This is a genomic window from Bacillus sp. FSL K6-2865, from assembly GCF_040311405.1.
Taxonomy (GTDB): Bacteria; Bacillota; Bacilli; order Bacillales; family Bacillaceae; genus Bacillus; species Bacillus velezensis.
In genome coordinates, this window is the sequence record NZ_CP152036.1 from 3,026,516 (window position 1) to 3,041,160 (window position 14,645).

The 14,645-nt window shown below is 48.3% G+C and carries 15 protein-coding genes; 4 read left to right on the forward strand and 11 right to left on the reverse strand.

Going from position 1 to position 14,645, the window contains the following annotated elements:
* Positions 1-69: 69 nt before the first annotated feature.
* Positions 70-915 (reverse strand): MBL fold metallo-hydrolase, encoded by an 846-nt coding sequence (locus tag NYE42_RS14870; protein WP_015418024.1) that lies wholly within the window; start codon positions 913-915, stop codon positions 70-72.
* Between the two features lie 58 nt (positions 916-973).
* On the reverse strand, positions 974-1,627 hold the full coding sequence (gene trmB, locus NYE42_RS14875) for a tRNA (guanosine(46)-N7)-methyltransferase TrmB (protein WP_003152359.1): 654 nt from the start codon (positions 1,625-1,627) through the stop codon (positions 974-976).
* Positions 1,628-1,812: 185 nt separating this feature from the next.
* On the opposite strand from trmB, the gene NYE42_RS14880 reads away from it, so the two are divergent.
* Entirely contained in the window at positions 1,813-2,091 is a 279-nt protein-coding gene (locus NYE42_RS14880) for a YtzH-like family protein (RefSeq protein ID WP_003152357.1), read from the forward strand.
* Here NYE42_RS14880 and NYE42_RS14885 read toward each other — a convergent pair whose 3' ends face one another.
* From NYE42_RS14885 to thpR, 4 genes are all read right to left on the reverse strand, one after another.
* A complete protein-coding gene (locus NYE42_RS14885; RefSeq protein WP_003152355.1) occupies positions 2,092-2,889 on the reverse strand; it encodes a phosphotransferase family protein in 798 nt (265 codons plus the stop codon).
* Positions 2,890-3,159: 270 nt separating this feature from the next.
* A complete protein-coding gene (locus NYE42_RS14890) occupies positions 3,160-4,089 on the reverse strand; it encodes a YegS/Rv2252/BmrU family lipid kinase (RefSeq protein WP_020956225.1) in 930 nt (309 codons plus the stop codon).
* Positions 4,090-4,141: 52 nt separating this feature from the next.
* Positions 4,142-5,074 carry a hypothetical protein gene (locus NYE42_RS14895; RefSeq protein ID WP_241457623.1) on the reverse strand — a complete coding sequence of 311 codons (933 nt, stop codon included), beginning with the start codon at positions 5,072-5,074 and terminating at the stop codon, positions 4,142-4,144.
* Between the two features lie 26 nt (positions 5,075-5,100).
* Positions 5,101-5,652 carry an RNA 2',3'-cyclic phosphodiesterase gene (gene thpR / locus NYE42_RS14900; RefSeq protein ID WP_088461252.1) on the reverse strand — a complete coding sequence of 184 codons (552 nt, stop codon included), beginning with the start codon at positions 5,650-5,652 and terminating at the stop codon, positions 5,101-5,103.
* 89 nt (positions 5,653-5,741) lie between these two features.
* Between thpR and cysK the strand changes: the two genes are divergently transcribed.
* Positions 5,742-6,713, forward strand: a complete 972-nt coding sequence (gene cysK / locus NYE42_RS14905; protein ID WP_095352847.1) for a cysteine synthase A — start codon at positions 5,742-5,744, stop codon at positions 6,711-6,713.
* Between the two features lie 37 nt (positions 6,714-6,750).
* Here cysK and pepV read toward each other — a convergent pair whose 3' ends face one another.
* Positions 6,751-8,142, reverse strand: coding sequence for a dipeptidase PepV (pepV, locus tag NYE42_RS14910; RefSeq protein WP_094032172.1), 1,392 nt, complete (start codon positions 8,140-8,142; stop codon positions 6,751-6,753).
* Between the two features lie 95 nt (positions 8,143-8,237).
* On the opposite strand from pepV, the gene NYE42_RS14915 reads away from it, so the two are divergent.
* Positions 8,238-9,542, forward strand: coding sequence for an NCS2 family permease (locus tag NYE42_RS14915; protein ID WP_014418668.1), 1,305 nt, complete (start codon positions 8,238-8,240; stop codon positions 9,540-9,542).
* A gap of 33 nt (positions 9,543-9,575) precedes the next feature.
* Here NYE42_RS14915 and NYE42_RS14920 read toward each other — a convergent pair whose 3' ends face one another.
* Positions 9,576-10,736 (reverse strand): ABC transporter permease, encoded by a 1,161-nt coding sequence (locus NYE42_RS14920; RefSeq protein ID WP_342497027.1) that lies wholly within the window; start codon positions 10,734-10,736, stop codon positions 9,576-9,578.
* Positions 10,733-11,437, reverse strand: a complete 705-nt coding sequence (locus NYE42_RS14925) for an ABC transporter ATP-binding protein (RefSeq protein ID WP_064115643.1) — start codon at positions 11,435-11,437, stop codon at positions 10,733-10,735. The genes NYE42_RS14920 and NYE42_RS14925 overlap by 4 nt, the downstream gene beginning before the upstream one ends.
* Positions 11,438-11,717: 280 nt before the next feature.
* On the opposite strand from NYE42_RS14925, the gene NYE42_RS14930 reads away from it, so the two are divergent.
* Positions 11,718-11,939 carry a DeoR family transcriptional regulator gene (locus tag NYE42_RS14930; protein ID WP_003152337.1) on the forward strand — a complete coding sequence of 74 codons (222 nt, stop codon included), beginning with the start codon at positions 11,718-11,720 and terminating at the stop codon, positions 11,937-11,939.
* Between the two features lie 127 nt (positions 11,940-12,066).
* On the opposite strand, the gene NYE42_RS14935 is transcribed toward NYE42_RS14930, so the two are convergent.
* A complete protein-coding gene (locus tag NYE42_RS14935; protein WP_144663865.1) occupies positions 12,067-12,786 on the reverse strand; it encodes a pseudouridine synthase in 720 nt (239 codons plus the stop codon).
* A 56-nt stretch (positions 12,787-12,842) separates the two neighbouring features.
* Positions 12,843-14,480, reverse strand: coding sequence for a polysaccharide biosynthesis protein (locus tag NYE42_RS14940; RefSeq protein ID WP_003152313.1), 1,638 nt, complete (start codon positions 14,478-14,480; stop codon positions 12,843-12,845).
* Between the last annotated feature and the right edge of the window lie 165 nt (positions 14,481-14,645).

The window sequence follows — 14,645 nt, forward strand, 5'->3', positions numbered from 1 at the left end:
CCTTTCAAAGCAATTTGTCTTAGGTTTGCTTTTATTCCCGAAATTCATACAGGCAAATCATCGATCCGCTTATTTTTTCTCCCGTTTGACAGAGGCAGCCACTTCGCCGTCTTCTCCCCATTTTACCGCTCTGTAAATCGCGTCGTGATAGAAAATCAGCCAGGCGTCTTTTTCTGCCGCGAACGTCTGCCATTTCTGCTTTTCTGGAATAGAGGTCATCGGATAATCATCATAGGCCAGCACCCATAACGGATTTTTATGCGCATTCGTCGGCATCAGGTCGGCAAAATGCACAGCCGTCTCCCCTCCGTCTTCTAAGACGATGACGCTGTGGCCGTCGCTGTGGCCGCCGGTGTGGTGCATCGTAATGCCTTCTGTCAGCTGATACTCGTTCTCAAAGGTTTCGACCTGACCTTGTACCGCCTCCCAATTTTCTCTCCAATATGTATTTTTCGATCTGATATTAGGATTTCTCATTTCGCGCCACTCTGTTGCAGAAGTGATAATGCGGGCATTCGGGAAAACAGAGACAAGCTCCTCTCCGCTGTACTCCGTCAGGCCGCATGCATGGTCAAAATGAAGATGGGTCATCGCGGCAATATGAATGTCCTCACAAGAAAGCCCGAGGTCACGAAGAGATTGTTTCAGATTGGATTCCTGTGTTACGCCGTAATTCCTTTTTTGTTTATCAGAGAATTTCCCTCGGCCGATACCCGCGTCAACCAATATATTCAGGCCGTTTTTTCTGATCAGAATCGGGTCTGTTCTTAATTCAATCTGGTTTTTGTCATTTACGGGGTATTTTCTCGACCATAAAGGTTTCGGAACAACGCCGAACATCGCTCCGCCGTCCATATGCGTTACACCGCCGTCCAGCCATGTTAATGAAATATTCCCAATATTCAATGTCTCCATCTTGATCCCTCCTGATGTAATGGTAGCAAATGGCGGCATAAAAAAACAGACTCCCGCATCAGAGTCTGTCTTTTGTTCTCCATTCAACTTCGGCCCGATAAATCGGCTGGCCGAGCGCGGAGAATTTTTCTTCGTATTCTGTCATAATATTGCCCTTCGGATCGCTGTTGTGCAGATCAAGGCTGACTTCCGTCAGAAGCAGGCCGTATTCGGAAAAGCTTTTCAGAGAGTATTCGAATAAACCGCGGTTATCGGTTTTGAAATGAATCTCACCTGTTTCGCCCATCACTTCTTCGTATTTTTTCAAGAACGTTTTAAAAGTTAAACGGCGCTTTTCGTGGCGGTTTTTCGGCCACGGGTCAGAAAAGTTTAAATATACGCGCTTGATTTCTCCCCGTTCAAATACGTCATTCAGTGTTTCCGCGTCTATATTTAACAAACGGACATTGTGAGCCCCGCTGTCCTTAACTTTTTGGACGGCAGTGACGATGACGCTTTTAAACAGCTCAATCCCGATATAGTTGATATCCGGATTCTGCTTGGCCATTCCTGAAATGAACTGCCCTTTTCCGGTACCGACTTCAATATGGATCGGGTTGTCATTGCCAAAGACCGTGTTCCACCGCCCTTTATACTGGGCCGGATCACTGATGGCGATGTCAGCGTTTTCTGCCAGAAAATCATTCGCCCAAGGTTTATGGCGCATTCTCATATGATTGACACCTCTATCTATAATTTCGAGTAACAACATACCATGAAACATAAAGAGCCGCAAGCGCCTTTTAAAGGCGCCGGCTGCATAAAAAAAGAGGCTCCCCGGTCCGGAACACTCATGTGATGCATAAAACCGCACCGCTTTGCACAATGTATGACACAGAAAGGATGTGTATATGAATCATGGGCTTAACAAGCGAACATCAGGTCCGGTTATTAAAGGACATACTGGCCGACCATCAATTGGATTGCTGCGGCACGGTTGCCGAGTATGAACAGCTGGAGCGCGTCATCAAATCACTGATGGCCAACACCGGGCTTGATTCAAATATAAAAAACGTGCTCGAGGATGTCTACCGCTACAGCCAGTCCGGCATCACGGCCGATTCCATCGACACGCATATTCAGGAGCACCAAAACCATTTGTCCCAATGGGTGGAGCAGATGGATTCGTACTCCTGACTACTTGACAATCCGCTTCATCAGGGCATGAAGCTCTTCCATGGCATCATGATACGCTTTGTCGTTTCCTTTTGATTTGTGCCAGGCGATGAAGGTGATGGTCTCCGATAACATGTACCACGCCATCCGCAGCCGAAGCCCTTCCGTGAGCTTCATGCCGTACATCCCAAGCCAGCTGTCCCACGCTGGCTCTTCGACGTAATGATACAATAAAGGGCCGAGATCCATGGCCGGATCAGCTATCATGGCGCCGTCCCAATCTATTAAATACAGCTGGTTGTCTTCAGACAGAAGCCAGTTATTATGATTCACATCACAATGGCAAACGACTTTTTCACCGAATTGCACCTGATCCACATGAGCTTCCAAATAAGCAAGGCCTTCCTGAATAAGCGGCGAAAATTGCCGCACGGCAAAGACGGCCTGCTTCAGCTGCGACAAAAGGGCGCCCGGATCAAGCGGTTCTTTTCCCAATCTTTTCAGCATGTCGAGCAAAGCTTTTGATGTGTGGATTTTGCGGAGCAGCTCAGCCACCGGGCGTCCGCTCATATCCTTTGCCTTCAGCTCCCTGCCCGCCATCCAATGCTGAGCCGTAATGACGTCCCCGTTTTCCATCCGTTTCGTCCAAACCAGCTTCGGAACAATGCCTTCGGCAGATAACACGGCTAAAAAGGGCGAGCTATTACGTTTTAAAAAAAGCTGTTGGCCGTTATGTTTCGCATAATATGCATCTCCTGTAGCTCCTCCGGCGGGGAAGATCTCCCAATCGCTACCTAGTAATTGTCCCAACCAGTTCATATCAATGTTCAACCCATCATTTCTTAAAATATTTTAGAATAGGCCTCCAGCCTGTCTCTATTGGCGGAGCGGCCTGTCATAAACAATTTCATGAGAATAAAAAAGACAGCTATTGAGAGTCTCATATGCTAATCAATAGCCGTCCTATAAATTTTAGCGCTACAGCACAAACTTCGTCAAGCATAACTAGCAAGAACACCTGTGAATTCTGAAGATTTATGCCGCGAACCGCTCTTTGCCGTGAAACATTTGACGGGTTTCATTTGTTTATTATGTTTTTATTTTCAACGGCGTACCGCCCGGCATAAGCCGAAACGGCGTCGTTCCGATCAGCTCGCCGTCAGCGTGAAACGGAATTTTCCCATCTGTTTCAAAAACGAATTCCTTCCCCTTTATCATCGTCACTCCGTCCATTTTGATATGCCGGCCGAAGCTCATCGCCCATAAAAAACGATACAGTGAGAAAAAGGACAGGTTTTCTGCGATGACAATATCAAAATGGTTTTGACGGGGATTTGCTGAAGGCGCCGCTTTCATGCCGCCTCCGTAATAAGGGTGATTAGCCGCAATGACAAACCAGACATTGCGGAATTCACGCTTCTGGCCGTCTGCCGTGCAAACAAATCTGAACGGCTGAAACCCCGAGGCCGTATGTAAATGCGCGAGCGGGTAAATCACAAAGCCGAGACGCAAAAACCGAAGAACGCGCGATAACGGAAAATTCGCGGCTGCCTTCAAAACTGAGGCATCGAAGCCGACAGACAGGTGGTTAATAAAATAAAGTGATTGCGCTTTGTCATGAAAAAAGTTGATGTTTCCCGCAAAAAATTTCCGTGTGAGCGGGCGGTGCAGACTTTTGATTTCTTGGAGGAGCGCCGACTTCTTAATACCGAGCCCTTTGGAAAAGTCATTGTACGAACCGGCGGGCACAAAGGTCAGCTCAATCTGATCCGTTCCTTTCAGTCCGTTAATGACTTCATGCATCGTCCCGTCACCGCCGATGACGAACAGCCGCTTAAGCTTATGATCCTGCATCATTGAAATCTGTCTCGCCAGCACCTCCGCATGTCCGGGATGCCCGGTCAAAAAAGAGCGGTGGCTGACCCCGCGCCTGGTCAGCTCTTTTTGAACTGATTTCCAGACACGCCGGCCCCGCCCGCCTCCTGAGACCGGATTAATAATAAAAAACCATTGACTCATCGTTTGTTTTCACCTGCTTCATAGATGAAGAGACAGCCGGCAAACGTCCGCTTTAATCAAGCCATTCCTGTCTCCGGCTTGAATCGCTCAAGCCGTAAGACAAAAGAGCCTTCGCCGCCTTCAGCTGGTGGTGCTTGATCGGCGCCGTATTTTTCTGCTGCTTTTCCAGCCACCCTGCGGCAGTCCGTTTATCAGCTATTTCCAGCCCGTACGGCGGCTCCGGGTAATCAATATAAGACGTTCTGCTGAGTAAAAGCTTCCGCACGGGAATGTCGGCCTGCTTTTCTTTTACGATTTGCGAAACGACCGAGCCCGTCCGCTGCAGGCTGAGAGCCGGATTCAATACTTGGCGTGTGCTGCCGGAGCCTCTTTCTTCCCAAAAACGGTGTTTTGATCCGATATATACGCTGTCCTCTTCCGCTTCCATAAAAGCAGCGCAGAAAATCTCCAGCGGCGAGATGATGATCATGCTCAGTTCGACGGACGCCTGCTGAATTTGCAGAACCGGATGATACATCACAAAATAGGAATCGGGCAGCTTTTGAGCCAGCATTTTTAACATCCCGTCCCTTTTGACCGCCTGCGAAAGCTCAGACTTTTGAGAAAGCGTGGAGCTCGCCCATTTTAATTGAAAGTCATACAGCTGATCTTTGAAAAAAGGCGCAAGCTCAGACTTTTGAGACGGAAGGTTCCCGAACAGCGCCTCTTCTCCCTCCGGCTCATCAAACCATTGGTGCCTCTTTTCATTTATATCGGCCGTATTTTCTTCTTTTCTCTTTTTTAAGGAAAATTTTTTCCTGGCCGGCGCTTGATCGGTTTCCCCGCCGGCAGCCGTTTCCGTTTCTTTTTCTTCCGTCATCCGGTCAAACGCTTCAAGAAGCGCCTCAAAGCGTTCTTTCTTCAGCCGGATAAACTGGTTCATATAATGATATGGATCAAGTTCATATCTGGATATGCAGTCGTGAATTTTGATGATCTGTGCCATGTGATTTCTCCACTCCGAATATTTGTTTATGTCAATTGAAACTGTGCGATTTCTTCGTATTTAGGCGACCGGTCAAGATGGGTCTGAAACAGGGAAAACCGGCTGACGGCACTTTGCACCCTGCCGCTTTCAAACGGCACATCGTCAGGAAACGGCCGGTCTCCCGCCCACTTCCGCGCCATCGTCATATGAGGGTGATACGGGCGTTTTTCCACTTGAAAACCGGCTTTCAAAACAGCCTGTTTTGTTTTTTCCCGCAAATCAAAGAGCAGTTCATTCCGTTCGGGCTCAAGGTGAAGCACTCTCGGCTGTCTGCGGTCGCCGAAAATATCCAGATGCTGAAACTGTACGGTAAACGGCTGCGCTGCCGACGCAGCATCTGCGAGCAGAGACGATAATTTCGCAAGCCGTTCTTCATCCGCGGCTCCGAGAAAAATGAGTGTAATATGATAGTCATGCGGGTGCACCCATTTTTTGAATGATAACGCCGGCTCCTTTTTGGCTGCTTCCCAAATCGGTTCAGCAATGTCAGCCGGAATCGGAATGCCGATAAAATAATGCGGCAATGAAGCTCTCATACGAGGATCTCCCCCTCTTTGGTTATGGTGTTATTATAAAACGGATAAGCGGAGAGGAGAACCCTGTCCGCTCATTATGATAGGATATTATGTACCGAACGTTTTATACAGAAAGGAATGAGCCGGCCTTGAAAATCGTAAACAGCACGGCGGAGCTGATCGGCGGCACACCGATCGTAAAGCTCAATCGTCTTCAGCCAGAACATGCAGCACAGGTCTATTTAAAATTAGAATCGTTTAACCCGAGCGGCAGTGTCAAAGACAGAGCGGCTTACAATATGATCATTGAAGCGGAAAACAGCGGGCATTTAAAACCCGGCTCCGTCATCATCGAACCGACAAGCGGCAACACAGGCATCGGCCTGGCGATGAACGCGGCGGCGCGCGGCTACAAGGCAATCCTCGTCATGCCTGACACGATGACGAAAGAACGCATCAACCTCCTGAAAGCGTACGGCGCGGAGGTTGTGTTAACACCGGGGGCGGAAAGAATGCCCGGCAGCATCAAAAAAGCGAAAGAACTCGCCGAACAGATTCCGGGAAGTTTTATCCCGATGCAATTCGATAACGGCGCAAATCCAGATGCCCACCGAAAAACGACCGCCATTGAAATCTATCAGGCCGTTCAGCAGCTCAACAGACCGCTCGGTGCTTTTGTGGCAACGGCGGGAACGGGCGGAACCATTACCGGAACCGGAGAAACGCTGAGGGAGCTTTTCCCGGATATGATTGTTCATGTCGCCGAGCCCGCGGGATCTCCCGTCCTGTCTGGCGGAAAACCCGGCGCTCATAAGCTTGTCGGGACAAGCCCCGGATTTATTCCCGGCATACTGAATCAGGACGTTTACGATGAAATCATGAAAATATCTGATGAAGATGCGTATACGACAACACGCCGTCTGGCCCGGGAAGAAGGTATACTCGTCGGCCCGTCTTCAGGCGCCGCCTGCTTCGCCGCCATTGAAACCGCAAAACGCCTCCCTTCCGAACAGATCGTCATCTGTATGACGGCCGATACGGGAGAACGTTATTTATCAACGGATTTATGGTCATTTGAATGATAAAAAGGGATGCCGCTTTCGGCGTCCCTTTTTATTATCACTTGGCAAGCTCATAAATGGCTTCGGCGTATAAAGCGGTTGACCGGAGAAGGTCATCGATTTCAATGTACTCATCCTTTTGATGCGCGCTGTCAGGCCGGCCGGGGAACAGCGGCCCGAACGCGACGCCCGCCGAAAGGGATCTCGCATACGTTCCTCCGCCGATTGAAATCAGATCCGCTTTCTTTCCCGTCTGTCCTTCGTAAACCTTTTGAAGCGTCTTTACGAGCGGATGATCGGCAGAAACGTGGTGCGGTTTGCTGTCTTTAAATTCTTCAAGCCGGAATTCTTCAGCAGACGTAAAAGCATCACGGATGACTTTGCTGTCTGAAGTGACGGGATAACGGATGTTGATGCCGAGTTCTCCTTCCTCACCCTTTCTGTATGTAAAGGTGCCGACATTCAATGTAAGCTCTCCGCTGATGTCATCCCTGCAATTAATTTTCAGTTTTTTGCCTCGTGTATCATTTGAAAAATAGTCACTGACGGTTTTGACAAAGTGCTTTCCGGCTTCATCCAGCTCTGTTCCGTTAAGGCATTCAGCAAGCTTTAAGCCGGCATTGACACCATTATCCGGTTCCATCGCGTGGCATGATTTTCCGTATACCCGAAGCGTCAGTTTTCCATTTTCCGAAACTGCTTCACCCTGTGTTTTTGACTGCTCAAGCCATTTGCTGAAATATGCGTGCACGGCATCAAGACCGTCCCCTTCAATAACCGCTTCAGCCGCATCCGGCACCATGTTCAAGCGCAGTCCTGAACGGAATGACAGAAGCCCGTTTTTTGCGTCTTTGTCAGAAGCGCTTTTTACAATGCGCAGTGATGCATCTATAATTCCTTTTTCCGCGTTAATGATCGGAAAATCCGCGTCAGGAGCAAAGCCGATGTCAGGCATTTTTTCGTGTTTGAAGTAGTGATCCACGCATCTCCAATCACTTTCTTCATCCGTTCCGATGATGATTCTCACGCGTTTGGATAAAGGGAGCTGCATGTCTTTGACGATTTTCAGCGCATAAAACGCCGCCATTGTCGGCCCTTTATCATCTATGGCGCCTCTGGCATATATCCGGCCGTCCCTGATATCGGCTGAAAACGGATCGCTCGTCCAGCCGTCTCCGGGCGGAACGACATCGACGTGGCACAGAACGCCGACGATTTCGTCACCCGTTCCCCATTCAATATGGCCCGCATAGCCATCAAGATTCTTTACGGTGAAGCCTTCTTTTTCACCGAATTCCAGCAGTGACGTCAGGCTGGCATTGACGCCTTCTCCAAACGGCCGGCCGGGACCGGCTGTTGATTCGTCCATTACGCTGTTGATCTGCAAAAACTTCTGCGTGTCACGGATCAGATCTTCTTTGTTTCTGATGACTTCAACTTCCCAGTTCATCACAAATCCCCTTTCTTGATAAAGACTTGCAAAATGTCGATAAAACGAATAATATAGATGATGTTTTGAAAAAATGTTCGTCATTGGAGGTACTTATGTTTCATCTCGACAAGCATCAAACGACAATAAAAAGAGAAATTACCGCGGGATTGACCACCTTTTTCACAATGGTGTATATCATTGTCGTCAATCCGGTGATCCTTTCCAATGCGGGAATTCCGTTTGACCAGGTGTTCACCGCGACGATTATCGCTTCCATTGTCGGAACTTTATGGATGGCTCTCGCTGCGAATTTTCCGATCGCCATTGCCCCCGGCATGGGCTTAAACGCGTATCTCGCCTTTCACGTTGTCGGCACAGGCAGCGGCATTACGTATCAGACGGCTTTCAGCGCCGTTTTTATTGCGGGAGTCATCTTTATTATTTTATCGTTAACGCCTTTAAGAAAACAACTTATAGAAGCGATTCCGGACAATTTAAAATACGGAATTACGACCGGCATCGGCTTATTTATCGCTTTTATCGGCTTACGCCAATCCGGAATCATCACGGCTGATAAATCTAATCTGGTCGCACTCGGCGATCTTCATTCGCCCGCCGTCATTTTAACGCTTATCGGACTTATCATCAGTATTGTACTGATGGTGCTGAATGTTAACGGGGCTCTGTTCATCGGCATGGCGCTGACCGCTATCATTGCCTTTTTGACCGGACAGATCCATTTCGCGAAAGGATTCATGTCCTTCCCGCACCTGCCGGAGGGGCTTTTGATCACAAATCCGTTCGGAGCCCTCGGGGATGTCGTGCATCACGGTCTGTACGCCGTTGTGTTTTCTTTTCTTCTCGTTACGATTTTTGACACGACCGGCACCATGATCGGTGTCGCCGAACAAGCGGGACTGATCAAAAACAATCAGCTGCCGAATGCCAGAAGAGCGCTTTTGGCTGATTCGACCGCTACGACGGTGGGAAGCATCTTCGGCACCAGCCCGACGACCGCGTTCGTTGAATCTTCAGCAGGTGTGGCGGCCGGCGGAAGAACGGGTCTGACGGCGCTGACGATTGCGGTTATGTTTGCCGTTTCCATGTTTTTCAGCCCGCTTGTCAGCGTCTTATCGGAAGTGTCAGCGATTACGTCACCGGCTCTGATTATTGTCGGCAGCCTGATGATGGGTGCTGTGTCGAATATCCGCTGGAATGAGCTTGATGAAGCGTTCCCGGCCTTTCTCGTCATTTTGGCGATGCCTTTAACGTCCAGTATTTCAACCGGAATCGCACTCGGCTTCATTTCATATCCGCTTGTTAAAGCAGCTAAGAAAAAATGGCGCGAAATCCATCCTTTAGTCATCATCTTCGCCGTGCTGTTTTTTATTCAGCTTTTTATTTTGAACGGACATTAAGAAAAATCCCTTTCCTTTTTCGGAAAGGGATTTTCACATATAAAGAACGGAAAGAATCGCGGCAATGAGACACCAGGCGGAACAGATGACTTGGATGACGGTTAATGCGCTGTTTCGCGCCCTGAAATAGTCATCACTGTCTCTCTTGATACCGCTTAAAACCGGTTTATCCGTGATCCGGTCAAATAAAAGTGACGCGGCATAGCGGCTGACGATCGCAAACAAAATGAGGACTGCCGGCTTCATTAAGAGCGGAAGAACGAGAATAAGAGCCGTAAAAGCCGCGGTTAAAAGGTAAAGCTGCCGGAGATACCCGCCGTTTCGGATCAGCACTTTAAAGAATAATTCTTTCCACGCCGTATACGCCGACCGTTTTGTAAAGATGTGCTTTGAGCCGGGATATAAAAACGGCTTGCTCCGCCCTTTATGTTTACCATTCGGGAGCTGCACATCATGGCTGAGCATCAAAACAGAGGCCGCGAATGAAAGCTTGCGCCTGTTCTCCTCAAGCACTTCTTCCTCAAAGGCCGATAATGTCTCCGTCCCTTTCCAAGTCAAAAGAGCGGAACAGATGAACAATATACATCCCGCCGGCCAAAGCCAATACCATTCGGCGGCAAAGACGATCATAAAAAACGCACCCGCCATCAGAACCATCACTTTCAGCCAGCCCGCCGCCTGATTCCCGAATGTCCGCCTGCTGTTTTTTCTGTGCCGGTGCACCGCTAATATCGCGGTATGGAAGCCGAACAGACAGCAAAACATACCTGAATATGCCGGTAAGGTACAGTCACCGTATTGGCGCCATAAGGGAAATAACAATACGGCAAGCGCACCCCATTTGATAAGGGAAAGGAACATCGAATACAAAAGCGCGTACCGTTTCAGCTTTTGCATCAGAAGTTTTGCATGCACCAAAAATACGTGATCCGCTTCCAGCAAAAAGGTATGAATAAAACCCGTGCACAACAGCAGGGCACTGAATACATACAGCCAGCCCCATCCTAATACTCCTGCCGCTCCATTAAGAAGCCCCCTGCCGTTCAGCCATTCAGCATATTGATAAACGGCAAATGCGGCAGCGGGAAGAACGATATACAGCGCGACCGTCCAATCAATGACCGTCTGAAACACCTTCCATTGATACCGCCAATAATGAAACAGCCTTTGAAAAAACAAAGCCCGCCCGGTCATCGCTGACTGCTCCGAACCGCTGAATAAAAGCAATCCAGCAGTGAACGGCTCCCCGTTTTTTCCTGAAGCTCCTCTAACGTGCCTTGAAGAAGCAGAGCGCCCTGATCCAGCAAATAAAACCGGTCGCAGATTTTTTCCGCTGTATCCAGAACATGAGTGCACATTAAAATCCCCGCGCCCCTTTCTTTCTCAGCAATCAGCATGTCGGTAAACAGCTTTGTTGAGATCGGATCAAGTCCGATAAAAGGCTCATCAATGATGTAAATATCCGGCTTCGCCAAAAATGCCTGTATGAGCATCAATTTTTGCTGCATCCCTTTTGAAAAACCGGAAGGCAAATCATGTGTTACAGACGTCAGCGAAAACTCTTCAAGCAGCCGCCCTGCCCGCTCACGGCATTCTTCCCCTTCTATACCCCGCAATGACCCGGTCAGCTCGAGGTGCTCCCAAAGCGTCAGTTCATCATAAAAACTCGGACGCTCCGGTATGTAAGCATAAGATGAATCATTCCACTCAATACCGCCTTCTATATCCCGGGACAGCCCGAGAACCGCCTTTATCACTGTGCTTTTCCCCGCGCCGTTCGCTCCGATTAAACCGGCAATTTCACCCGCATTGACTGACAGAGATACATCAGAAATCACCTTCGGCCTGTCAGCATAACCGGCGCAGACAATGTTTGCATTCAATAATTCTCCCAAACTTCTCACTCCCCCGTTTTCATACGGACATGTATAAAAAAAGTTTCAGTTTCCATAATAATAAAAGCGGACCGGGCATAGTAATGCACCAAGGCGGCACCCATTTGGAAAAAATTATCTGCGCTTATTCCTAGATTCATGTTGTCCATATCGTGTATAATGGAGGCAGTTAAAAGAGAAAAAACAGAATGTCATCCTTTGTTGCTTATTCGTACGAAGTTTTAGAGTCGAAAGTTGTGGTATATCAAGTCCATCCGATCTTATGATAGGGAGTGGTTTTTTGAAACCTTCAACAAATCGTATGCTGACTCGGATTAAATCAGTTTACATGTTCATCCAGGAAAAAGGCCTTGTGACAACACAGGAACTGGTTGATGAATTCGGCATTACACCTAGAACCATTCAGCGAGACTTAAATGTGTTAGCATACAATGATCTTGTTCATAGTCCTAGCCGAGGCAAGTGGGAGACAACACGAAAAAAAGTGAAAATTACATCTTAAGCGAACAATTACATAAGGCCCTTTTCGGCCTGACATGCTGCAAGGCAAAGCAGCGTCTTTGCCTTGTTTTTTGTTCCTCTATATAAAAAGCCCAAAACAAATCTGTTTTGGGCTTTTCTGATATCGATTACACTTCAGCGCCTCTCAGCGTTTCGAGCTCTTCTTCAGTCAGCTCGCGGAATTCTCCCGGTTTAAGATCCGGGTCAAGAGAAACAGCCCCCATCGAAAGCCGCTTCAAATAAGCCACTTCATTTCCGACAGCCTTTGCCATCAGCTTCACCTGATGATATTTGCCTTCTGTAATGGTCAAGTGAATCACCGTTTCATCCGGGCTTTCTGTAATGATTTCAACGGCTGCCGGCTTCGTTTTATAGCCTCCTTCAATGACGACGCCTCTTTCCAGATGAACGATGTCTTCCGGTGACAGAGGCGAGGTTAACCGGACCTCATATGTTTTAGGCACATGCTTTTTCGGAGAAAGCAAGCGATGAGTGAGCTGCCCGTCATTAGTCAGAAGCAAAAAGCCTTCCGTATCCTTATCAAGACGTCCTGCCGGAAACGGTTCAAATCGCTGTTCTTCAGGCGTCAGCAGATCAACCACCGTTTGCTGGCGACTGTCTTCGGTAGCGGACAGGACTCCTTGCGGCTTATTCATCATGACATAAATAAATTCACGATAGTCTGCCGGCTCTCCGTATACCGTGATGTCCTGTTTTTCCGGATCGACATGGGTTTTCACATCTTTCGCCGGCTCTCCGTCAATCATGACAGCCCCGGCCTTGACGATTTTTTTCACATCTTTTCTTGAGCCGAATCCGCTGTTGGCAAGCAGTTTATCAAGTCTCATCCTGATCCTCTCCTTTAAAAAGAAAAGCCCGCGATAAGCGGACTATTCATTATTTCTCAATGGGCGGAATGCCTGCCTCTCCTCAAAACACGGGGCAGACGGTTTCCAAACATTTTCTGTAAAAATCCGATTCGGTACGCGGCAAACATGTACACCGCACCGCCGACAGCGGCGCAGACAAAGACGACAATCGCCGCATGCACCTGGCCGCTTTGGTATGTTACAAAGAAACTGAGCAGCCATTGAGTCAGCTTGACCGCGACTCCCATCACGACGGACAGGACTGCGATTAAAATGACCCGTTTTATAAGTACCGTATACGAATAGCCCGCATGGCGCTTAATCATAATAAAACCGTACAGAAGAGAAGCGATATAACCGAGCGCCGTTGCCAAGATGGCCCCGTCTCCCTGAAACAGCTTGATCAGCGGCACGTTCAGCACCACTTTTATAATGACGCCGATGAAAAGGCTCACGACAGCAAATTTCTGCTTATTAATCCCTTGCAGGATCGCGGCGTTTACGGTAAACAGAGAAAACAGAATCGCGACAGGCGCGTACCAGAACAATATATCCTGTCCGATATCCGGGCGAAGACTTTCAGAGCCGTAGAAGAACGTATAGGCCGGACCCGATAACACGGACATCCCGACAACTGCGGGAATAACCAAAAACAGAATGATTTGCATCGTCTGGTTAATCTGCTGGTTCAAAAGCTTATAATTCCTGCTCGTAAACGATTCAGTAATCGTCGGAATCAGCGTCAGACCGAAAGCGGTCGCCAGAGAAACCGGGATCATGACAAGCTTCGGCACATAAAGAGTGACAATCGCAAGCATGTCCTGGCTGATATCCTTATGGCCTGCCGCAATCATCGCTTTATTAAACGTATTCGTATCGATATAAGAATACAAAGGAATCGCCAGTCCGACAAATACGTAAGGAGCGGCATAACTGAAAAGCTCAATGAACATTTTTTTATAACTTAAGTTCGCAGACGGGACGAGATTCGGCTTCATCGCCAGAAGATCGCCCTTCCGCTTATTCCAGTAAATATAAAGGACGACAAGCCCTCCGAATGATCCGATCAGCGCCGCAAAAGTCGCGTATCCGACTGCGATGACAAGGCCGCCGTTGATCACTCTTAAAATCAAATACGTTGCGCCCAATAAAAAGATGATCCGGGCAAGCTGCTCCACAACCTGTGAAACGGCTGTCGGCCCCATCATCTGATGACCTTGGAAAAAACCGCGCACAAGACTCATAATCGGCACGACCAAAAGTGCCAGACTCACCATCCGGATGACATAAACGACGTGGTCAATCGTAAGTCCGTTGTTACTCGTGCCGCCGAGAGATGTTTCCGCAAAAAACGGCGCCGAAATATAAAGAATTGAAAAAGCGATCATCCCGGTTACGAGCATAACCGACATTCCCGCTCTCAGCATCCGCCTGCTCGTCTCATAGTCTCCTTTGGAGTTATATTTCGAGACAAATTTTGAAACCGCGGCGGGAAATCCCATCGTGGCAATGTTTAAAAACAGTGTATATTGATTATATCCGTATTGAAACAAAGCTCCGCCCGTCGCTCCGACCATCGCTCCGAACGGGATCAGATAAATCATCCCTAAAATCCGCGATATATAGGTGCCGAGCGTCAGCACGAACGTGCCCCTTAACAATTTGCTTGACATGTTTCCTCATCACCATTTTCTACGAAGATTCAACTTTTCTATTTTAACACAACTGGGCAATTAGACGGTAATAATTACAGCGGGAAACTTTTTGGGAAAACTCTTTAAAAAACAAAATACGTTTAAGGATTCCCTTTCTTTCGCTATAATAGCAGAAAGCGGACA

Bases quoted from the DNA above. Each gene is read 5' to 3' on its own strand.
- NYE42_RS14880 (WP_003152357.1), top strand. From the start codon at position 1,813: ATGGGCTTAACAAGCGAACATCAGGTCCGGTTATTAAAGGACATACTG.
- NYE42_RS14940 (WP_003152313.1), bottom strand. From the start codon at position 14,480: ATGTCAAGCAAATTGTTAAGGGGCACGTTCGTGCTGACGCTCGGCACC.
- NYE42_RS14885 (WP_003152355.1), bottom strand. From the start codon at position 2,889: ATGAACTGGTTGGGACAATTACTAGGTAGCGATTGGGAGATCTTCCCC.
- NYE42_RS14895 (WP_241457623.1), bottom strand. From the start codon at position 5,074: ATGGCACAGATCATCAAAATTCACGACTGCATATCCAGATATGAACTT.
- pepV (WP_094032172.1), bottom strand. From the start codon at position 8,142: ATGAACTGGGAAGTTGAAGTCATCAGAAACAAAGAAGATCTGATCCGT.
- NYE42_RS14935 (WP_144663865.1), bottom strand. From the start codon at position 12,786: ATGAGACTTGATAAACTGCTTGCCAACAGCGGATTCGGCTCAAGAAAA.
- NYE42_RS14890 (WP_020956225.1), bottom strand. From the start codon at position 4,089: ATGAGTCAATGGTTTTTTATTATTAATCCGGTCTCAGGAGGCGGGCGG.
- NYE42_RS14870 (WP_015418024.1), bottom strand. From the start codon at position 915: ATGGAGACATTGAATATTGGGAATATTTCATTAACATGGCTGGACGGC.
- NYE42_RS14920 (WP_342497027.1), bottom strand. From the start codon at position 10,736: ATGACCGGGCGGGCTTTGTTTTTTCAAAGGCTGTTTCATTATTGGCGG.
- trmB (WP_003152359.1), bottom strand. From the start codon at position 1,627: ATGAGAATGCGCCATAAACCTTGGGCGAATGATTTTCTGGCAGAAAAC.
- cysK (WP_095352847.1), top strand. From the start codon at position 5,742: ATGTACCGAACGTTTTATACAGAAAGGAATGAGCCGGCCTTGAAAATC.
- NYE42_RS14915 (WP_014418668.1), top strand. From the start codon at position 8,238: ATGTTTCATCTCGACAAGCATCAAACGACAATAAAAAGAGAAATTACC.
- thpR (WP_088461252.1), bottom strand. From the start codon at position 5,652: ATGAGAGCTTCATTGCCGCATTATTTTATCGGCATTCCGATTCCGGCT.